Consider the following 20,668-nt stretch of genomic DNA (forward strand, 5'->3'; position numbering starts at 1 on the left):
CGCGTCAAGGGCCGCGATCCGCCGGCAGGTGGCGCATTTGTCATACGAAGTCTGACAAAGCACGAGGGACTGTTAGCGCAAAGCTGCATTGGGCAGGAGAAAGATAACTATGGTGACACGTTTTGATCATTTTGTGATCGCTGTACGCGATCTGGATACGGCGATTCGCCTCTATCAGCGTCTGGGCTTTGAGGTCCAGCCAGGTGGAAGACATACGGGGCGCGGCACGCATAACGCCTTGATCCGCTTTGGCCTTGACTATATCGAACTGCTCTCGGTCTACGACGCAGTTGAGGCCCAGCTCACAGGCATCAGAGGGACAAGTATTATCGACGCCTTGCAGAAGCGCGAGGGCGCACTGCTTGGTTACGCGCTGGCCACTGAGAACATAGAGCAAGAGGCTGAGCGCTTCAAGGACACGGAGCTCTTCCAACCAGCCTTTGCTATGAAGCGTCTGCGCCCTGACGGCAAGGAGCTGACCTGGCGCCTCTTTACGCCTGGCGCGGTGGCCTGGCGGCGTCCCTGGCCCTTTATCATCCAGTGGGATACGCCCGATACCGAGCGCTTGCTTATCGAGCAGCCGGGCCGGCATCTCAATGGCGCCAACAAATGGGTTCGCATCGCGGTAGCCACGCGCGATGTGGCGGGCCTAATTCCGCTCTACAGGGATAAGCTGGGTCTACAACAGCAAGAGCCGTCCGAACCTGCGGGGCAGCGCGCTATTTTCCAGCTTGGCTCATCCAGCATAGAGCTGTTTACGCCACAGGAGGCGGGAGCTGCCCAACAGACGCTGCAAGAGCTCGGTGAGGGGCCGTTTGAGGTGACTATCGCCGTAGAGGATCTGCGCCAGACGCGCTCCTTCCTCGCTCAGCGCGATATCAGCTTCGAATGGCATGCCAACAAGCCTGATACGCTTATCCTCGCTTCTCCCGATACGCTGGGAGTGCGCTTTAGCCTGGTTCAGCAGAGCGAGGAATAGGCTGGCAGCCTATTTTATCTTCAGGCTGATTCTGGCAGTCCCATAAGCTCAAAGAAGTTAGAACAGAGCCGCCGATGGTTCTGCGGAATGCCGTGCGCATAAATAATTTGGTATTACAGGCAAAATATAGAAGGAGCAAATAATGAGCACATTAAATGAATATCTTGAGCAGAAACGCCAGGCACTTAAGCAGCGGCAGGAAAATCTTGATGCGCAGGGCGGAGGCGAGCCAACGAGCTTAAAGGCCAGCGTGAGAGCCGAAGGACGCAGCGGCATCAGGCGTATTCGCATTCGTGACTTCCAGGTGATCAGCGATAGCGGTCCCGACTTTGCTGGCTACAATCTTGGTCCGTCCTCGCCCGAGCTGCAGCTTGGTGTGCTGGGCAGCTGCCTTACGCACGTCTTCCTGATCCAGGCCGCTGCGCGTAACGTGCCCATAGATGAGCTAGATGTTGAGGTGTCGGGACAGATCGATCCGCGCGGCGGGCGTCCCGGCTATGAGCATATCCCGGTCTATCCGCATAACATCAACTACACGGTCCATATTAAATCTCCAGCCTCGGAACAAGAAATTGCCGAACTGCACGAAGCCGTGGAGCGCGCCTGCCCGATCCTTAACTTACTGCTCAATCCGCAGCAGATTACGGGCAGCGTAGAGCATACAGTATAATTTCCGCCCTTCACGTCGCATTGGTGCCTCTTAGTCTTTAAGCGTCCACGAAAGCAGGAGTGCCGAATTACTCGACACTCCTGCCCGATGCACTATGTAGAACGCGAGAGCTTGTTCACCTTTTTTGTCATTACTTTAAAAGAAGTGCCTACCTGATCCCGACATCGGACGTAGCGGCGGCGGAGACAAAATGGGTTGGCGAGCCAGCCGAAAGCTGATCCGGGCTATTCAGTTCGGCGCCGGTGGGCGCAGACACAGCACCCTTAAGCAAGGGATCATGCGTCTCTTGCATCCAGTTAATGAGCCGTGCACGCATCAGCTCCAACACAGGTGCATATTCAAGCCTATCAGCTAGATTGCAAGCCTCGTTGGGATCGAACAGCAGATCATACAATTGCTCAACAGGACGTGAGTGCAGCTGCCAACCGTTTTGCAGCAAAAGTTCCTTGCTAGGACTATCATCACAGTTTGGCAGCACCGGTCCGGCCTGCTGATCGAAACGGCGAATATACTTCCAGCGCTCAGTGCGAGCCGCGCGCACGGGTTCATAGGCCGCGTGGAAAGTTATTTCAGCAAAAACCGCGTCATGAATAGTATCAACCTCGCCTCGCACAACAGGAAGGAATGAGCGGCCCTGCAGCCACGTGGGAGGATCAATGGCTAAGAGATCGCAAAGCGTAGGGAAGATATCGACTTGTGAGATCAAAGCATCGCTTACTTTTCCGCCCCGAAAGCCGCCAGGACCACGCATAATGAGCATAACGCCTATACCATGATCTGTAAGATTGCCTTTCATAAGAGGAAATGGTATACCATGATCAGTAGTGCATATAACTAGCGTATTCTCTGCCAACCCCTTCACCTCCAGAGCATGCATAATTTCACCAATTCCTTTATCCAGAAGTGTAGCACTGGCCTTGAAGGCAGCCATATCCTTACGCGCCTGCGGGGTATCGGGTAAAGGTGCCGGAGGTAAAGTATAGTTGACGTCCTCTTGCGTGGTCTGTCCCGAGAACTCGCGGTGCGTCTCAAAAAAGCCGACCGAGAGGAAGAAAGGCTCAGGCAGGCCGTCGCGTATCACGCTCACAGCGGTTGGCGCAAGCGTCTCTGCATGGAAATCCTTGACATTAACAATCGTATCATAGCCGATGCGGGTAAAATCTTTGGCGATATGCTCCTCGCCGATCAGGATGGAATGATATCCAGCCTGCTGGCGCAGCGTATGTAGGATATGCTGAGTATAATCGTTTAAGGCAAAGCCGCGATGCGCCAGCCCCAGCATTCCATTGCTATGCGGATGTTGACCTGTCAAGAGACTTGCCCGACTCGGGGAGCAGGTGGGCGCGGCACAAAATGCCTTGCGAAACAAGACCCCTTCTTGCGCCAGGCGCTGGATATTGGGAGTAGGAATAGCATATCCATAAGGTTGGACATAACGCCCGGTGTCATGCGAATGAATATACAATATGTTTGGTCGCTCTTTTTGCACAGCATCAATCTCCTTCCATAAAAAGCCAGCATATAAAAATACTCAGGCCATATATTTTGTGGGCATAGCCACTTTTTCCCATTACCGCTGCCTCCGGGGCGCACATCCTCTAGGATCTGGCCCCGCCAGTGGCCACGTCGCGCCAGTTCTTGCCGCTCCCACTTATCCCTTTCCCCTAATGTTTACCTTCGCCGCCCGCTAAACGTGTCCTCCTTGTTACTTGCGGTTCAGGGATATCTTTATCATACCACTACATACATAACCAGAATAAATCAATTAAATAACTTGAAGTAATGGGTAAAACATGGTATAGTCAGAATATAGGGTAAATAGACCCACAAGAGGCGAAATATTGCTCTTTTTTGAATGTGAGCCGAAAGCAGCCAGGAGGTTTTCTGTGCATCGACCCTTCACCTCTTACATCATCTGCGCGACGCAGCGCAGCGGCAGTACGCTTCTTTGCGAAGCATTGAAAAATACTAATCTGGCAGGCTATCCAGAAGAGTACTTTGACGCACTGAAAAGCACGGGAGTGCCGCGTCGGCCTCTGGAGTACTTTAGCGAGATCCTGGATGAGGAGCTGATCGCGATCTTTAAAGGCCGCGAGAGACCAGACGAGGAGCAGCGTCAGCCACCACCGGGAATGAGCTATCAGGATTACCTTGAGCATGCTATCAAGATAAGTACCTCACCCAATGGTGTCTTTGGTACTAAAGTAATGTGGGGCTACTTCCCTGACTTTATCAGCAAGTTACGCGACATCCCGCAGTATCAAGAACTTCCAACAACTACATTACTCTCTACGATCTTTCCTGATCCGCACTACATTTATGTCACCAGGCGCGATAAAATCGGCCAGGCCATCTCTCTGTGGAAGGCCTTGCAAACCTGGGTCTGGCGCAAAGAGGACGTCACTAACAATATCGGGCCGACCAGGCATCTCTACTTCCACTTCAGAGCCATTGACCATCTAGTCCAGCTTATTGAGCAATACGAGGAATCGTGGCAACAATTCTTTGCCGAACATGATATTCAACCATTTACGATTGTCTACGAGGAACTTGTCGAAACGTACGAGGCAACGCTACGCGCGGTTCTACGCGAGCTGAATATAGCTGTACCGGCCAACCTGATCGTAAGAAATGGGAAGCTGCAGCGGCAAGCCGATGAGCTCTCGACTAGCTGGATACAGCAATACAACTTTATGAAGCAGGCCGCGCAAGTCACTCTCTAATGTTGTCTTTTTGTCTGCTTGTCATCTTTACCTGATCAGCCACTCTTATGGCCCCTGGGCACGGATCAGCCGTGCCCGTTTTAGTAAAGCTTCATAGTAGCAGGCTCAGCTTCAGGCCTGCTAAGCCATGCCGCCCTACTTGGCCTCTGCCGCCTTCGGCTGGAAATCGAGGGCTAGCGAATTGATGCAGTAGCGCTTGCCGGTTGTCTCGCGTGGACCATCATCGAAGACATGACCCAGATGAGCTCCGCAATTTTTGCACACGACCTCGGTGCGGTGCATAAAAAACGAATTGTCATCGTGCAGCTCGACATGCTCCCTATTCATCGGCTGGTCAAAGCTGGGCCAGCCCGACCCTGACTCAAACTTGGCATCAGAGGAGAAGAGAGGCTGGCCGCAGGCTGCGCAAGCGTAGACTCCCTGATCATGGTTATAGTAAAGCGCGCCGCTAAAGGCTGGCTCTGTTCCCTTTTGCCGACAGACCTGGTACTGTTCTGGCGTAAGTTTCTCTTTCCAATAGCTTTCCGGCTGATTTCTCAAGTCGCTCATGCTTCCTCCTGGTACGCGACAGCCTCAACTGTCACGCGTAAGCTATATCACGCAGGATCATCTTGCCCATCAAAGCAGTATTGAGTTTTATCTGTATATATGATAGCACGCCTGATGATCCTATAAAACTTCTCTTCTATATAAGAAAACACGGCGCTCAAGGGATTTGTTTCCACTCGGGCTTTCTGATAATGTGCCTGCCATTCTGGACAAACTTCTACTTCTAGTACGGTAGAAATGCATTGAGGGATGGAGCTAGAAAGCGCAAAGATCCTACCTTCTCCAACAGGTCCGGTCCGAGAGCACACGCGAGATCAGACGAAAAAGATAGCCAGATGCTTGCCATCCCTGTTCCCCAGATAAAGGATGCTTAAGAGTGCAGTATGGCGTTGCCATGCTTATATTGCGCGCTTTGCCAGTCGAGCACCTCGGCTAGCTCCTGGCGAAAAGCCTCCAAGGCTTGCTCACGGCTGACCTCATCTGGCATTGTGCCCATTTTCCAGATGAGCAAAATCTCAATAGCATTTGGCGTAGTTTCGTAATTGATGATGTAGCGGGCAACAGTGCCAGGAAATTCATGAGCTGCTTTGCGCCTTATCGCGCTTAACTTTTTCAACAAGACGTCCTGCTGACCGGCCTCAATCTGCACAGATATGGATGTGACAAATAAGGCATTGTCCTTTGAAGATATGCGCCAGGCCGGGGTTCTGGTTCGTGGTCTTCCCACCGACTTCTGTTTGAAATTCTCAAGCTCTTCTGTGGGGATTAAAAGCAGGTTTGAAGCGCGTACAGCATTGAGGCGCTTATGGTCGATATAGAAATAAATCATCTTGTCTGAGACATTCAACATCTCAGCGGCTTCTTTGACTGACACATATCCTGAAAGCTTCGGAATATCTTTATCCTCTTTCATAAAGCGCAGTGTAGTCTTTTCAAAAATTTATCTAATAGTTCTCTAAATTCAAATAATTGACATTTTTTTGAAAGAGAGTTATACTTTCCTCATCGACAGGGTGTTCCCGCTGCAAGAGCAACAGGAACGCGCATATATTCCATCTCTGTGTTGAAGTTGTCAGGTAGAAAGTGCAGGAGTTTATTTATGATGGCCAATTCTCTCTATCAACTTGATCTTAAAAACCTCATCCCGGTTCTTGCCAGCCAAAGGCGCAGCGGGCGCTTAATTGCCGAACTCTCTTCCCTTCCAGCTGTACCAATTCATAAGAAGTGCTACACCTTTGCCCATATTCTCGTCCGGGACGGTAAACCTTTTGCTTACGAGATCTGGGTCAATGGCGAGCTATTTATCAGAGGTCGAAGAGTCATACAAGCTTTGCTCCTGGCTGGCAAACTGGCCTGGACCCTCCTGAACCCGGAGAAGCAAGCGCAAGCAAGTCAACATGACCCGAGTACACAATTCCCGCACCGCTTGCAAGAGCCGGGCAGAGCCGAATTCATGAGCTGGCCGCGACGACGGCGCCAGGTCTATTGGTTAGTCGATGGTGGCAATTCTCTAGCGCGCATTGCTCAACTACTTAGCTTGCCCATCAGCCAGGTAACCGCTGAACTTCAGAGCTTGCGTCATCAGCGCTGGATCTCCTTCGAAGTTTGAATGCATATATGCAAACTTATTTGCTGGATAAATAAGTAGCATGCGGGCGTGGTTACACATCATCGATTTCGCTATTCAGAAGTTCTCTATGTCGCATTGTTAGCAAGGGGATCACATTCTATGGAACAACAATATAACTCGGATCGTTTGCCTACTATTTCGCTAAATCAGCGTGAATTGCAGGCTATCAATGCCATCATTGAAGGCTATCTTCCTCATTTGCGCAGAAAACTCCCATATCCATACAAGACTATCAAGTTACTAGATGATGTACGGCGGAAACTGGCTCCAGCGCTAAAGCCAGGCGCGTTCCCAGCAGGAGAAGCGCTTGCGCTATCCCTTGAAGAATTACAGGCCATTGGCATAGCGCTACAAGGTTTTGTGGCCCTCATCTATAAAATAATCCCGCACTCACCTGAACGCAACGCTACACTAGAGGACCTCAATAAGCTCAGGGCCGCGATTGAAGCTATCCTGCATCCCGGCGAAGGGGCATAGAGAAGCAAGCGGGCATCTTCTTACTGCTTCTCTATGCGGATATCGCCTTTGCGCGTCTTAAGCTGTAAAAGCGGGTGGGGTCCATTGTCGGATGTCTCGGCAAGCTCATTTTTATACTCGCCCGAACTTGTATGCTCGCTGACCTGGAGGATCGCATCTGGCGGCAGCTTCAATTTGATATTGCCATCGTCTGTACTCAGGCTAGAGTTGCTCTGCGCATCAAGCGAGCCCTCGACTTCGATATCGCCCTCAGTCGTTTGTAGATGCGATTTGCCGCTTAGCTCGCTATCTCGCAAGGAGATGTGGCCGTGCACTGTTGTGGCATTCAGTTGTCCAGTGAAATTTTTAAGCTCGATATCGCCCTTGACGCTCTCTAGATCTACGCGGCCCTGCACATTATCAAGTTCGGTATGGCCATCGGCCAGGTGGCTGGTAATTGGTCCATTTATATCTTCAATCTTCACATCGCCCGACTGCTTGTCTAATTGCACGCTTGTGGTCTCGGGCGCCAGCACATCAAGATTGGTCGAGGCTGCAAAAAAGTGATCTCGGCTCTGGCTCACTGTCACCGCAATAGTATCGCCCTGCTGGCTATAGCTCACAGGTATCGCGTTAGCGTTGATGGCCCGATCTAGGCCGCTCATCTTTGCAGTAATCGTTACCTGATCAGTATTGCCTCTATGGATATGCACGTCTCCCTTGGCGCCCTTGATCTCAAGCACGGGATGGCTGCTGACTGTAAAATTGTGCGAGGCCGAGGCCTCTGTATAATCGCGCAAGGGTGACTCAAAGAGGCGCAGGCCCAGGCAGCCACTGACGCCCAGCACAATGAGCAGGAGCAGAACAACAATCATTGGGATAGATATTCTGCCGGATCGCTGTTGAGGGGCCCGTAGCTTGGCGCCACCCTGCTGGCGTGATCCTGGCTCCGCGTAGCTTTCGTTATATTCGCCGTAATTGTACTCTGCCCGCTCACGAGAAGGCTGCTCGTACATGGCTCTACTTGCCCGCTCACGTGTACCTTCCGGCATGCCCTGCTCAGCAAACATCCCTTCCTGATTATGCATAACTGGCTCCTTTTTAATCAACAAAGCAGCTTATTCGTAACGATCCCGGCGGCGTACGCGCCTATCTCGATAGCCCGCTTGCGGCATCTCGTCGTCCCAATACTGATCGCGTGTATCTCCATAAGGCGTCGACTGATTGTTATCCCAATACTGATCGCGCTGATCTCTATAAGGCATTGGTTGGTTGTTATTCCAGCGCGGGCCAGATGAAGGCGGCATGCTGTTATCCCAACGCTGATTGCGCATCCCCTGAAAGATCGAAAGCGGTTCATTTCTGGACCCATCAGAATTGAGCAGCGAGTTTATATCCCAGTTAGTCAGCGCAAGCGCGCGCAAGCCAATGTTCAGGTCGCGACCAAGATAGATGCCGATAGACATGGCCAGCAGGGCCTCGTTGAGAGGTAGGACCTGCGAGAGACCGCTTGTGTGCAGCACAACCTCGGCGGCAAGGCGCAAGGCCGCAATACCCAGGTAGGCTCCGATAAAGGGCCAGCTACCTTTCTGGCGCACCTGGCCAGTAGTGCCATCGACCCAGACATGCACAAATTGGGCAATGATAAAGCCCAGGAGCCCTCCAACAAAGGCGCCACCGATAGTCAGGGCGAGCATCGATGGATCGGCCTTCTGGAGGTAGATGTAGCCAAGGACCAGAGCGGCAACCACCGGCGCAACGATATCGCTACGCGTTACAGGCTGCTCCGAAAGCATACGTACTATAGCAAAGCCCACTATAACCACTACAATAAGGATTATTCCTGCACCGTTCATAGATTCCTGCCTTTCTTGCTGTCAGCTGATACTCCTGCCAGGCTTGCAAAGGATAGCGTGACGAGAGAAATTTTCTAGCTCTTGCTGCGTTCCAGAACCCCCTTTTATCTTCAGCGCGTTCATGCCTGCATCAGCTGTTCGTCATCTCGCCAATAGTGTATGCGGAAAGCGCTAAGAAAGCGCCAACTTCAGGTTTGATTCTGGTTTGATTTTTGTGGGCTCCATTTCTCCACCCTGGGGTTGATGTCCCCCAACCTGAGATAGGCTATAATAGGACCTGAGCAGAGCGAGACAATTTTAAGTAAGCATTCTATGTGAGTATTGCAGGTAGAGGAGAGTTAGCGCGCCGTGAATATGCTGTTGGATATATGTCTATTTGAGGAAGGCCCCAAAGATGAGGGTACGGAGCATCGCCCAGGGCTCTGGAGCAATATCCGGGCCGTAAGAGGTATTCCGCGCATATTCTTTACTGGGGATCTGCTCTTTAGCGATCTGGCAGCATTGTTCCTAGCTGTCTATATTGTGGTTACCTCGCTTTCGATGCCTTTGCCCTTGCTCGTTCTCACAGAGAGTATATATCTCATTCTGGCAGTCCTGATCATCGCTTCGCGCGGGCTCAATCGCTTCCCTCTCGTTTTTCTGATGTATTGTGCGGCCCTGCTCTGTAGCCTGCTCCTGAATGTGCTGGTGCCAAATAACTGGGGAGCGTATGGGCTCTATACTATCTGCGGCCTTGTCCTCTATCGCTTCCCGCGGCGCTGGTCATTGCCGCTCATCGCCGCCGATATACTCATTCTGCTCGCAACAAACCACCATCTACAGAATCCCTGGCAATGGAGCAACCTGGAATCTTTGCTTCTTTCGTTCGGCATCGCCGTTGCCATAGGTTGGGGCGGCTGGTCGCAGCGCACGCAATATCTGCTGGTGGCAAGGCTACACGAGGTACAGGAGCAATTGCGCGTCGAGATGGAGCGCACACGGGAGCTGGCGGCCGAGCATGAGCGCACGCGTATCGCCAGGGATATTCACGATGTGCTCTCACACACGCTCTCCGTGCTCTCCATCCAGGTGCAGGCTGCCCGCCATCTGCTCAAGCGCGATCCCGAGCGCCTTACGGCTAAGCTTGATGATATGGCCGTACTGATTCGTGAGAGCATTGCCGAGAGCCGGCGCGTCGTTGGCCTGCTAAGAGAACCATCCTCCGTGCAAGCCTCTGCGCCGGATAGCGTGGGTGCGGGCCTGCGCAACACCCTGACCTTGTTTAGCGAACGTACTGGCATCCGCTGCAAGTTTGAAGAAGCTGGCACGCCCAGCGCGCTGAGCCAGGAACAGATAGAGACGTTGCACTATGCCTTGCGCGAGATCCTGACCAACGCCCATCGTCACGGTGCGGCCCGCAATGTCTTGATTACTTTGCGCTGGCGCGAGGCGGCAGTCATTTTACAGGGACGCGACGATGGTCGGGGAGAAGCTGCCTCTGCTAGCGGTCCGCTCAGCGATAAAATAAGCATGGGCAGCGGTGGACATCATGGCTTACAGGGTATGCGCGAGCGGGCCAACGCCCTGGGAGGAGAGCTTGCTGCCGGACCCGGAGAGGCCGGAGGGTTTGAGGTGATATTGCGCCTGCCCTTTAATAGTTCCGAACAGCTTCAGATCAATTCAAGGTAAGAGGTGTGTTGTGAGCGAGAAGATACGCGTTCTGCTTGCCGATGATCAACGCCTGATGCGCGAAGGCTTGCGTATTATTCTGGAAGATACAGCGGATATTGAGGTAATCGGCGAGGCCCAGGACGGCCTGGGCGCAATCAAGCAGGCCGAGGAGCTTGAACCAGATGTCATCCTGATGGATATTCGCATGCCGCTCTGCGACGGCATTGAGGCGACTGAACGCATCCGTCAACAAGCGAACGGACCCAGGCCGCGCGTTCTCCTGCTGACGACCTTCGATACGCCCGAACTGGTAATCGAGGGGATGCGTGCCGGCGCATCCGGTTACCTGCTTAAGGACTGTAGCGCCGAGGAGGTAGGCAGTGCGATCAGGACTGTTGCTCGCGGCCAGGTGCTTTTGCAGGCTTCGAGCGCCGTAGATTTGTTGGCAGGATTGGCCAACGCTCAGGCTTCGCGCCCTACGTCGCCAACGCAAGGCGAGACCTTTGGCCTGACGGCACGCGAGCTTGATGTTGTGCGCTTGATTGCTAAGGGACGCAATAACGCCGAGATCGCCCAGGAGCTCTCCGTCAGCGATTCGACTGTCAAGACGCACATCAATCACATCTTTACCAAGCTGGGCGCTCGCGATAGAGCCCACCTGGTTGTGCTGGCTCACCAGTTTGGCTTAAGCTGAATGGTCCAAAGAAAGAAAAGGCGGCTCGCTCTTCTATAGTGAGCCGGCAACTAAATCACTGTAAGATTTGTCCTTATCCTCCAAGGCGAGCCAGTTGCTATAATCAGCGGGCAGTGCTGGCCTTGCACATAGCTTGCGTTGACAGCCAGCGTTCTGCGCGCTGTATTACCGGGTCCTGGCTGGTTCCGTAGTGCGACCAGTCTATCTTGACGGCCTCGTCAGGCTGGATCGTTGAGCCATATACTTTGCCGCTCCGATCCATGCCAATATCGCTCATGATATTGAGGAGCGCCCCATCTATCAGCTGATAAGTAATATTTGAAGAAGAGAGGCCTGCAGTTGTTTCCCCAAAGGTGCGCGTAGCGGGCCGGCCCAGGAAGGCCATCAAGACTCCTTCACCAGAGCTGGCAGTATTGCCACTGATTAAGAGCGCGACGGGCGGCTGTGCTATCTTGGGTTGATAGGCCGGTACGAGAGGTGGCACAAAGCTGGCCGGGCTGCCTTTGATCAGGATAGCGCCATTGCGATAGCCAAAGCTCACATTCACTTTGCCATTGGGACCGACATAACTTAGTAGATTGCTGCCCGCGCCCAGAATTGGTCCTAGGCCCTGAAGCATAGGGTAGATATTGCCTCCGGTGTTCAGGCGCAAGTCGATAATCCACCCGCAGGTCGGCTGCGTATCCAGCCGCTTGATCAGGTTTTGTAACTGGCTGGCATAGTGCTGCGGGGCGTTGCCAGTTGTGCCATAAAGATTGACATAGCCAATGTTGTCGGCCAGGCGGTAACCGTTCGTGCCCAATTCTCCAGCATAGGGAATGCGCAGATCCAAGCTAATAGCTTTCTTCTGCCAGCTATGCCCTGGCTGCCAGAGCAGCTTTATCTCTGTCGGCGTTCTGCGCAAAAGCGTGACAATATCGCCAGGCTTTATGCCAGCTCTGTCGGCGCTACTACCCGGAAAGACAAAGGCCACCGCAACCGCTTTATGCTGCAGCCAGCTTGTCGCCAGGACCTTCTCTACCAGAAAGCCTGGCCCATGGCCTATTCCTGTGCTCAGATCTAGCGCTTGCTGGGCCCCAATCAGCGCACTATGGTGATCACCCAGGCTGGTGAGAACATAATTGATGGTGCTGTACGTATCCTCACTGCTCCGCGCCTGCTGGATCATGCCCTCTGCATTGTGTATCACCTGCGGCCAGTCAAGCTGGGAACTGCGATAGGCATTGGTGCGCATGAGCCAGAGCGCGCTGGCCAGATAGACCGCGGGTTGCGGCAGGATCACATAGCGCAGGCAAGGAATAAAGCTGGCAGGCAGCAAGATGAGGATGAGGAGAAGAGAGACAAAACGCCTTCTGGGTAGTGCGGCTCTCGTCACTTGCTTGCGCTTTCTCCACAAGATAGGCGCGACCATTTGTAAGATAGTTCCAGCGCTAGCAAAGGCGAGCAACCAGTATTCTTGCAGGCCCAGCGCATAGATGATACCGTAGGTGAGAAGGAGCAGCCAGGCCAGCGCGCTGAGCCCATTGCTCAGCAATGCTGACGGGCTAAAACTGACGAGGATGAGCAGTAGCGCTAAGCCAGCAAATAAGACTAAGGTTGGCCAGTGAAAGGGGAAGATGAGAAAAAGGAGATAACAAGTGATGAGATAAGCAGCGCAGAAGCATGCACGGCCTTGCGCGTGCGAGAAATATTTATGCATTTGCTCTTCATACACCCCTGATAGCTGTGATTTGCCAGTCAGTTTGTCCCAGTCGAACAGGATATCGATCAATGACAAGCCAGGTAGTTTATCGACAAAAACCGTGTTGTAGTACATCTGCCAGAAAAGCCTGTACATGCGAGTTGAGCAAAGAGGTGGTTTTCCAGCAGAAGCACTTCACTCTGGCTAAACAGGTGCTATGAGTCATCATCAAGAGATGATACGTACAGTTCCCGCGATAATTTGCCAGCGCTCATCCTGAAACTGCCATATACGCAGATAGCGGCAGAAAGCCTCAAGAGGTTTTCCCTGTAATTGCACTTTTACATGAGCTTTTACTGCAACAACTGCACTTTCTCCATAAAATTGCATAATTGGTTCTTCGACAAACTCCATAGCAGTCTGAACCATAGCACCGGACGCATGACTTTCGATATCCTCGCGTTTTCCCTGTACATTTCCCTCGGCATCAATAAACACCAGGTCATCATGTAGTAAGCGTTCCAGGGCTTGCACATCATTGTTCACCATTGCCTGTTGAAGCTGCTTCTCAGCATGCACAATTTCCTCAAGAGAGTGGTTCATTTCTCCCTCCTTTCATTCGGGCTAGCGACAATTGCCTGTCTGCCCATTTCCTCAAGCATAGATACTTGAAGCAAAGAAGTAAAGAGGAAACCTATGCTCCTAGCATATTTTTCAATCAGAAGATGTCCCGTTTGGCGCATATCTGAGATAGCTTTTACCCTACTATACTGTATTGGAGATTCTAGTGCAAGTTATGCGCTAAAAGTATAAGCTTCACATTTTGTCGGATAAAGAGAATTTAGGCACAATAATAGGGGTCACCGAACATTTGGTGACCCCTATTATAAATTAACGTATGTCGATATTTGCTACATGGCAAGCTTATTGCTGATAGGGATTGTTATAATGCTGGCCATAGGGATTATCCTGTTGTGGGTAGGGCTGCTGCGGATAGGGTTGTTGAGGGTATCCAGGATATTGCTGTTGCCCATACGATGTTCCAGCCTGTTGAGGTGGATAGGGCTGCTGTGGATACTGCGGTTGCGGGTAAGCTGGATATTGCTGCTGCCCATATGGATTCGCCTGTTGTGGGTATGGTTGCTGTGGATACTGCGGTTGTTGCGGATAGGGCTGCTGTGGATACTGTTGCTGAGCGTAAGGCTGCCCATACTGCTGTTGACCATACACATTAGCTTGCTGAGCAAAGGAATTTGGCTGCATGGTTGCAGCGCCACGACGTCCCATCCCGGGCTTGCGCATCCGAATAACCAGCATCAACCCGCCTAAAAACACAAGGATCAGGCCAACCCACCAGTACTTAGCCCCGGAAGGTTGCGTAAGCGAGGCAAAAGTGGCCAGCAGTCCTATTCCCGCGACAAGGGCCGCGACGACCATATCGCCCACGCGCTTACCAAATATTCGATAGATAAACCAGATAACAATATTGCGACGCAATGTGCCCTCCAGAGAAGTACAGATATATTGAAATATAAAATATATTATAAAACAAATTTCTATTCATCTGAAGCTTCTAGGACAAAAATCCTAATCACAGTAAAAATCTCAACAATTTCGAGCTTAACAGCTCACCAGGCTAGATCTGGGCTCAGGCTTGGGACACATCCCAAATTTGGACCATCTACCAGGAACAGAGTTGAAACCTTTTGCCACATTCTTACCACTATAGAGGTAGAACCCCTTTACCAAGAAAGGTTATGAACGTGGCTATAACGGAAGAAACAACGGATGCCGAATTGGTCAAATTGGCACTCGCTGACAATAAAGATGCCTTTCGTCTGCTTATCGAGCGCTATCAAGTGATGGCAATATGTCTCACAGTGCGCTTTACCAGGAATGTAGAGATAGCACGCGAGCTAGTGCAGGAGGCGATGCTGCAAGCCTATCTTTCGCTTGACAAGCTACACGATGCGACCCGCTTTAAAAGCTGGTTTTACAGCATCACCTTGAACATCTGCCGGAACTGGCTGCGCACACATAAAGAGATCCTTTCTCTTGATACCCAGGAGGGAAGCCAGCTTTTGGAACAATCCTCATGTTTGATACAAGACCCCCAGGAACAATTGGTAACGCAAGAAATACAGCAGATCGTAGGAGAGGCTGTGAGGATGCTCTCCACGCCATATCGAGATGTCGCTTACCTCTTTTATTACGAAGAGATGAGCATGCAGAAGATCGCCCATCACCTGCACATCTCGTTGCCTGCCGTAAAAAGTCGCCTGCACCGAGGGCGTAAGCAGCTACGCCAGCATCTCAACGCACTCTATCCTGAAGAGGTCTACAGCACAACGGCGAAGAGGCAACGCAGAACTCTGCTGCGAACCATTTTTACCGGAGTGATACATCCAAGATATGCCAGAGCTGATCTTGTTTTTCTCTTACATACGCAGCGCCATAGAACCTCGTCTCTCCTACTCCAGAGCCAGGAGCAGACGGCGGCCGGAAAAGCTCTGCCAGACTCTACCCGACAAGATGTCAGCGCGGAAACAGATGATATGACCCAGCAAAGTTCTGCTTCAAACCAGGTGAACATAAGATCGAAATATATGGGAGGAACTATGCAAAACGATCAAGGAAGAAGCTTCCGTTTCTCCGCCATCTGGGCGGGCATCATCATACTAGGGTTGCCATTATCTTTAGGGCTGGCTCAGCTCATCACTAATAATACTATCAAATTGATCAGCCTTGGCCTGACTCTGAGCACCTGGTTTGCATTTTGTGTCGCGCTAGCATTTCTTACTCGCGGGTTGAGGAAGCATAAAATTTTCAATATGGGTTACATGCTCCCTCTTGTTCTCCCACTAGTCATACTGCTTTTCATTGTGATAAGTACTTTCCATATAGCACGCAATCTTGGTTTAGATGATAGTGGGTCCCTATTGATAGCTTTTGCGCTTCTTGCCGCCTGGTCATCCATAAGTATTCTTCTCTCAAGAACCGCGCGAAGTCGATACCTGGCCCTCCATGCGCTCAACTGGCTTTTCTGGCTAGGTATGGCAATCGCTCTGGCTCCCTGGCAACTCTACGCATCCCTCTACATGGGTATGACCGGTTTACTGGCTCCCTGGCAAATACTGCTGTTTCTGGCCTTCCCTTTGAGCATTTCGCTTGTCTTGCTAAGTTTCTACAAGACTATCATTCAGCGTCAACAATCTTTTTTTCAGCGAGGGAATTCATCATCCGTGATGCCTAAGTCAGATAATCAGCAGAGCTATGAGCAAGGCTATCGTCAGTCATACAGTGAAGGCGGAACAATCTATACCTATGCGAGCCAGCACGAAGAACCGGTAGCCGGCTACCCATGGCAGGACGATATGCTAACGATGAAAATCGAAGAAAGGCCGTAGAAAAGGCTCCTGACTCCCAGAAATAGTGAAGAGGCCGCAGAGGCATTTCTGCCTGCGACCTCCTCCTGATGAGCCTCTTTTGAGAAGAGAGCCGCTAGCGGCTCGCCTTCCATACCGAGCTGAAGAAGCTGTACAGCGCGTCGCCAGCGATACAGCCGGCGGCCAGAATGCTCATTGGCCCCTCGGCCTTCTTGCCATAGAGCTTGAGCACGATCAGGCGAATGATCAGGCCGGCAATTACCGACCAGCCAGCCATAGGATTATTGATTAGCAGACCGGTAGCTAGCAGAATACCGATCTGGCGTGAAGGGCCACCGATGAGCTGGATAAGCGCTCCCGGAATGGCCCAGATAAGCAGGCTGGTGGCAATACCGCCATTGCTCAAGCCAGCCTTGATCGTTGCGACATACACCTTATCGACAGGCGGGATCAGGCCCTTGGAAAAGTATGAGTGCTGGATAAGTGCCACAACCACAACCGCTACGACAAAGCCGGCCAGCGTCGAGAGAAACTGCTGACGACGACCTTCGAGCTCAAACTGCTGGCTCTCGCCGGCGCGCAGAATCCAGCCTGTCTTGAAGTCATAGCCCATATCGGCAAAAGCCGGTCCCGTCGAGGCGGCATAGGCCACAAGAATGACCAGCGCGATAGGCGGAAAGCCCAGTAGCATACCCACAATTAGTGAAATTAAGGCCACGGCAAAGGCCGGGAACCAGCCAGCATGCATGGCCGAAAGGCCAACGATTAGCTCATGAGCCATGGCGATAATCGCCGCAAAGATAATCCAGCCGATAAACTGCGGTAGCGGCATATGTGTAAAGAGTCCAGTTCCCACAGCCAGCACAATTGCACAGCCAAGAAAGGCCACGAAGCCCCACTTGACAGCGTTGCCCACATCCCGCGACGTGCGCGTAAGCTGTCGCGAAATGCCCAGCGCCTCATCAGTATTTTCCTCGGCCTGGCCTTCCTGCTCATTTCCGCGCCGCTTGAGAAGGAGCCAGATCACCTGGAAGAGGGCAACCACGCCGGCTCCAATCATAATACCATGTGGAATGTAGAGCGTATCAATGTTCATATGGAATAGGGCCTTGTCATAGCCCTTGATGAGCAGGCCAATGCCAAACATCGCTAACGCCCAGATATTGCCGATAAAGGCCACGCCGAAGGCCGACATTGAAGCACCCAGCATCGAGCCAACAATACCCAACACGGTACCAGCCACGAGCAGAAGGCCCCGGCGCCCGCCCTTATCGCCGGCAATAATCGCCTCACCGGTCGCCACGCCAGCCGGCCAGGCATTCGAAGCCGGAAAGATACGTGAATCGAAGATCAAAAAGAGAACCACGGCATCGACAACCATCGCGCAGGCAACCCCGATCAAGGTCGGCCAGACCAGATCCGCGCGCCCAAAAAGATAAGGAATGCCAATTGGGAGCAAGAGCGCGTTGGCGGCGCCAAAGGTTGCTCCCGAAATCGTTGTTTGCATCAAGTTCTGCCGATGGACCGAGCGGAACTTAGCAAAGATATGCAAGGGTATGCGCGAGACTAAGATCGCGATGATAGCGCCGATAATCGCCGTATTTGGCGTAACGCCCAGCGTTACAATCAGTTGCAGGCCAATAATTGCGCCCAGCACAGCGACTAGCAGATTCAGGATCAGCGAGACCGGTTCAAGCAATCGAGGATGGTGCTTTTCCTGCCGGGATGTTGCATCTTCCATATGAGAACTCCTTCACAATGGGGTCTGCGCAGAGAGAAGGTCAGGCCAGCTCTGCGGCAACGCGGGCCAGAACCGCCCGCGAGAGAATGACGGGGCAATCTACACGCTCGCGAATGCGCTGCTTCATCTCTAGCGTATAGCCCATACAATCAAGGACGATAGCGTCTACGCCCTGCTTGCCCAGCGCGACTCCAGCTTCGATAACGTGGGCAATATCGGCGTAAGGGGTTGCGGCGGCAACGCTGACGTGGGCGACATTCTTTTGCCAGCGCTGCTGCTGATGAGGAACCTGGTCGGGCGATGGCGTGAGCACTCCCAGCTTAAAGGCGGGATTGATGATGCCGCGCACAAAGTTGTAGAGCAGGTGCTCAGGGATCAGCAATGGTACCTGCGTAGTAAAGGCCGGGAACGTTCCGGTGCATAGCAGCAGGATCGTCGAGACTTCTTTTTCAAGTTCCCGTATGCACTGCTGTACACGTGGGATGACGGCTTCGTGCGTGATAGTAACAGAGGACCCGTCAGCCAATCGCGTGACAAGAACATCTTGCTGGGGCTCATGCGGAGCCAGGCGCGCGATCTCCGCGTGGCTCAATCCATCCAGCGCACCCTTTTCGATGATCTCGCAGTCGGCCCGCAGCCAGGTTTTGAGCTCGGGAACGATGTCTACGCGCGGCGACTGGCCTATGGTAATTGTGCCTATCTTTTGCATCTGGTCCTCCTTATTTATAAATAGAGAAAGTGACTTTTATGGAACTGCCTACCTTAAGCCTGGAAAGACTACTCAGAGCGCATATTACAGCCCTCTAATCCAGATCCACGTTGGGCTAATACCGCTTGCGGCGGTGAGAAAAAGAAATAGGATTGACAATACGGAGCGAGGGCGTATCTCAGCGCGTACCTTCGGGTAAGGGTAAGAGCTGCAGCTTCCAGGCTCGCATGAGCAGGTCCAGCCGAATATGAATTTCTGGCGCGAAAATATTTACCTGGAGAATATCCTGTATACGTTCCAATCTATAACTGACTGAGTTACGATGAATATAGAGCTCTTCGGCGACTTCGCGGGTGTTTCCGCCGTGGCGCAGCAAGGCTTCGAGCGTCTTAAGCAATTCGGTGCCGTTACGCTGGTCATACTGGCAGAGCGGCAAGAGCAGCGAGTCGTACATCATCTTGAGGGCCGGGTGCCTGCCAATGCTGAGCAGCATATCTTCAATATAAACATCTTCGTAATGGACGATATGGCGCGCGGGAAAAACTTTACGCCCCGCCTCTACCGCGTGCCGGGCCTGGCTATAGCTCTCGTGAAGGGCCGAGAGCTGATTGACAATGCTCCCGATGCCAATGCTGAACTCTACATTTGCGAGGCGCTGCTGCAGGCGCGTGTAGAGCTGCTCGGCTGTCTGTGTGGCGGCTTCCCGTATCTCCGCGTCTGAGCTCACGCACAGGACGGCAAAGCTCTCGCCCAGCGGAACCGTCAAATGCTTGCGCCCATTCTCGCCCCTGCTCATGCCCTCGACGATTAGCATATGAATCTGTTCCCAGAGATCCTCACGCAGCTCCTCCAGTGCTGGCGCGGAAAAAATCGGCTGCACCACAAGCATGAACTGATAGAGCCCATAGGGAAAATCGAGGCGCTGGGCCCGCACCAGCAAGGCCTCTTCCGCGCGTGTGGGTGCCGAGAGCAGTTCTACAAGAAACTCCTCGCGGGCGTGCTCTTTGCGGTTTTTGGCAGCATCCTGGATAGTAAATTCCAGGGCCAAAGCTGTGGTGGCCTGGTCCAAGCACATCTGAGCAAAGAGATCATCCTGCGTGGGCTGCTCAGTGATGACAAGATAGCCGAGTATAGTGTTGGCGGCACGAATCTCGCGCGTCTGGGCCACCTGGCTCAAGTCGAAGCCAGGCGTTGCATTAAGGACACTACCTCCGGCATTGAGCACGGCCACGCAGCAATGTAAGAGATTGCCGATCATCGTCACGATCTCGGCGCTGCGCCGGCGCAGGAGCAGCTTCATGAGCTCGCTATTGACGGCGCGCGCCTTGTTCAGTACTACAAACTGGCGATTGAGGATCTTCTCCATCACCGAGTGCGTAATATCTATAGTTGTAAGTTCGGGCGGGATATCGATAATCGGGATGGCATAGGAATCGCTTTTGTGGCGCGCCTCGGCGCTGACCTGGTAGCCGAAGCGCCTCTGCTTCACGCCAACGGCCGCCCCGCCAGCCTTGTGCATTTCATCAAGCAACTTGCCAAGGGCATAAGGGTTATTCTGAAACGCATAGCCGGTGGTCAGCACGAACTCGTGCGGTCGAAGCCAGCCGGCCAGGTCGGGAATCTCCATGACATCAATATAGCGGATCTCGTTCTGTAATCCGTTTGCGCCACTCACGAGCTGGGCGTTCTGCAGGACAGGAAGCTGAAGCAGCTCTTCGACTGTTAATGATGCCTGGTCCATCGCCCTCTCCTTACCGGCCAACTAACATTCTAACCCAAGAATATGCCCCGCTTGCTTAATCCCTTTTATTTTATGATATTTACTGATAGAAGCAGCGCACGAAATTTTGATAAGAGATCCTGTTGTCCATCGCCTTGAGCGGATGGACAGCGTACTTAACTTGCCGCCCTCTGGCCAGCGGACACAGCTCCATGCCTCAGGCG

The 20,668-nt window shown here is 52.6% G+C and carries 19 protein-coding genes; 8 read left to right on the forward strand and 11 right to left on the reverse strand.

All coding sequences use genetic code 11. The features are described from left to right. Positions 1–109 precede the first annotated feature (109 nt). Positions 110–979: a VOC family protein gene (locus tag EPA93_RS34460; RefSeq protein ID WP_129891861.1), complete on the forward strand. Its 870-nt coding sequence runs from the start codon at positions 110–112 to the stop codon at positions 977–979. A gap of 142 nt (positions 980–1,121) precedes the next feature. Then, positions 1,122–1,649, forward strand: coding sequence for an OsmC family protein (locus EPA93_RS34465; RefSeq protein ID WP_129891862.1), 528 nt, complete (start codon positions 1,122–1,124; stop codon positions 1,647–1,649). A gap of 148 nt (positions 1,650–1,797) precedes the next feature. Here the strand turns inward: EPA93_RS34465 and EPA93_RS34470 are convergent, their stop codons facing one another. After that, entirely contained in the window at positions 1,798–3,138 is a 1,341-nt protein-coding gene (locus tag EPA93_RS34470; RefSeq protein ID WP_242527204.1) for a sulfatase family protein, read from the reverse strand. Positions 3,139–3,535: 397 nt separating this feature from the next. Here EPA93_RS34470 and EPA93_RS34475 point away from each other — a divergent pair, with 397 nt between their 5' ends. Further along, the gene (locus tag EPA93_RS34475; protein ID WP_165423593.1) at positions 3,536–4,372 is read left to right on the forward strand and encodes a Stf0 family sulfotransferase; all 837 of its coding nucleotides are present in this window, start codon (positions 3,536–3,538) and stop codon (positions 4,370–4,372) included. 135 nt (positions 4,373–4,507) lie between these two features. Here EPA93_RS34475 and msrB read toward each other — a convergent pair whose 3' ends face one another. Continuing rightward, a complete protein-coding gene (msrB, locus tag EPA93_RS34480) occupies positions 4,508–4,921 on the reverse strand; it encodes a peptide-methionine (R)-S-oxide reductase MsrB (RefSeq protein ID WP_129891865.1) in 414 nt (137 codons plus the stop codon). Between the two features lie 370 nt (positions 4,922–5,291). Continuing rightward, positions 5,292–5,834, reverse strand: a complete 543-nt coding sequence (locus tag EPA93_RS34485) for a helix-turn-helix domain-containing protein (RefSeq protein WP_129891866.1) — start codon at positions 5,832–5,834, stop codon at positions 5,292–5,294. Positions 5,835–6,020: 186 nt separating this feature from the next. Here EPA93_RS34485 and EPA93_RS34490 point away from each other — a divergent pair, with 186 nt between their 5' ends. Both EPA93_RS34490 and EPA93_RS34495 read left to right on the forward strand, forming a co-directional pair. Continuing rightward, the gene (locus tag EPA93_RS34490) at positions 6,021–6,530 is read left to right on the forward strand and encodes a hypothetical protein (protein WP_129891867.1); all 510 of its coding nucleotides are present in this window, start codon (positions 6,021–6,023) and stop codon (positions 6,528–6,530) included. A gap of 120 nt (positions 6,531–6,650) precedes the next feature. Then, positions 6,651–7,028 (forward strand): hypothetical protein, encoded by a 378-nt coding sequence (locus EPA93_RS34495; protein WP_129891868.1) that lies wholly within the window; start codon positions 6,651–6,653, stop codon positions 7,026–7,028. Positions 7,029–7,048: 20 nt separating this feature from the next. On the opposite strand, the gene EPA93_RS34500 is transcribed toward EPA93_RS34495, so the two are convergent. Together EPA93_RS34500 and EPA93_RS34505 are read right to left on the reverse strand one after the other, a co-directional pair. Further along, on the reverse strand, positions 7,049–8,095 hold the full coding sequence (locus EPA93_RS34500; RefSeq protein ID WP_129891869.1) for a DUF4097 family beta strand repeat-containing protein: 1,047 nt from the start codon (positions 8,093–8,095) through the stop codon (positions 7,049–7,051). Positions 8,096–8,125: 30 nt separating this feature from the next. Next, positions 8,126–8,863 (reverse strand): DUF1453 family protein, encoded by a 738-nt coding sequence (locus tag EPA93_RS34505; RefSeq protein ID WP_129891870.1) that lies wholly within the window; start codon positions 8,861–8,863, stop codon positions 8,126–8,128. A gap of 354 nt (positions 8,864–9,217) precedes the next feature. Between EPA93_RS34505 and EPA93_RS34510 the strand changes: the two genes are divergently transcribed. Together EPA93_RS34510 and EPA93_RS34515 are read left to right on the forward strand one after the other, a co-directional pair. Continuing rightward, positions 9,218–10,531: a sensor histidine kinase gene (locus EPA93_RS34510; RefSeq protein ID WP_242527537.1), complete on the forward strand. Its 1,314-nt coding sequence runs from the start codon at positions 9,218–9,220 to the stop codon at positions 10,529–10,531. A gap of 10 nt (positions 10,532–10,541) precedes the next feature. Then, entirely contained in the window at positions 10,542–11,207 is a 666-nt protein-coding gene (locus EPA93_RS34515; protein WP_242527205.1) for a response regulator, read from the forward strand. A 103-nt stretch (positions 11,208–11,310) separates the two neighbouring features. Here the strand turns inward: EPA93_RS34515 and EPA93_RS34520 are convergent, their stop codons facing one another. The 3 genes from EPA93_RS34520 to EPA93_RS49285 all read right to left on the reverse strand — a co-directional run bounded on the left by EPA93_RS34520 (position 11,311) and on the right by EPA93_RS49285 (position 14,385). Beyond that, complete coding sequence (locus EPA93_RS34520; RefSeq protein WP_165423595.1) at positions 11,311–13,023, reverse strand: S41 family peptidase; 1,713 nt, start codon at positions 13,021–13,023, stop codon at positions 11,311–11,313. Between the two features lie 93 nt (positions 13,024–13,116). Further along, positions 13,117–13,491, reverse strand: coding sequence for a nuclear transport factor 2 family protein (locus EPA93_RS34525; RefSeq protein ID WP_129891873.1), 375 nt, complete (start codon positions 13,489–13,491; stop codon positions 13,117–13,119). Positions 13,492–13,812: 321 nt separating this feature from the next. Beyond that, entirely contained in the window at positions 13,813–14,385 is a 573-nt protein-coding gene (locus EPA93_RS49285) for a hypothetical protein (RefSeq protein WP_207229278.1), read from the reverse strand. Positions 14,386–14,645: 260 nt separating this feature from the next. On the opposite strand from EPA93_RS49285, the gene EPA93_RS34535 reads away from it, so the two are divergent. Next, positions 14,646–16,295 (forward strand): RNA polymerase sigma factor, encoded by a 1,650-nt coding sequence (locus EPA93_RS34535; RefSeq protein WP_129891874.1) that lies wholly within the window; start codon positions 14,646–14,648, stop codon positions 16,293–16,295. Between the two features lie 94 nt (positions 16,296–16,389). On the opposite strand, the gene EPA93_RS34540 is transcribed toward EPA93_RS34535, so the two are convergent. From EPA93_RS34540 to EPA93_RS34550, 3 genes are all read right to left on the reverse strand, one after another. Further along, positions 16,390–18,015: an OPT/YSL family transporter gene (locus EPA93_RS34540; RefSeq protein WP_129891875.1), complete on the reverse strand. Its 1,626-nt coding sequence runs from the start codon at positions 18,013–18,015 to the stop codon at positions 16,390–16,392. A 40-nt stretch (positions 18,016–18,055) separates the two neighbouring features. Then, a complete protein-coding gene (locus tag EPA93_RS34545; RefSeq protein WP_129891876.1) occupies positions 18,056–18,724 on the reverse strand; it encodes an AroM family protein in 669 nt (222 codons plus the stop codon). 178 nt (positions 18,725–18,902) lie between these two features. Further along, positions 18,903–20,465: a PucR family transcriptional regulator gene (locus EPA93_RS34550; RefSeq protein ID WP_129891877.1), complete on the reverse strand. Its 1,563-nt coding sequence runs from the start codon at positions 20,463–20,465 to the stop codon at positions 18,903–18,905. Between the last annotated feature and the right edge of the window lie 203 nt (positions 20,466–20,668).

Source organism: Ktedonosporobacter rubrisoli (genome assembly GCF_004208415.1).
GTDB classification, from domain to species: domain Bacteria; phylum Chloroflexota; class Ktedonobacteria; order Ktedonobacterales; family Ktedonobacteraceae; genus Ktedonosporobacter; species Ktedonosporobacter rubrisoli.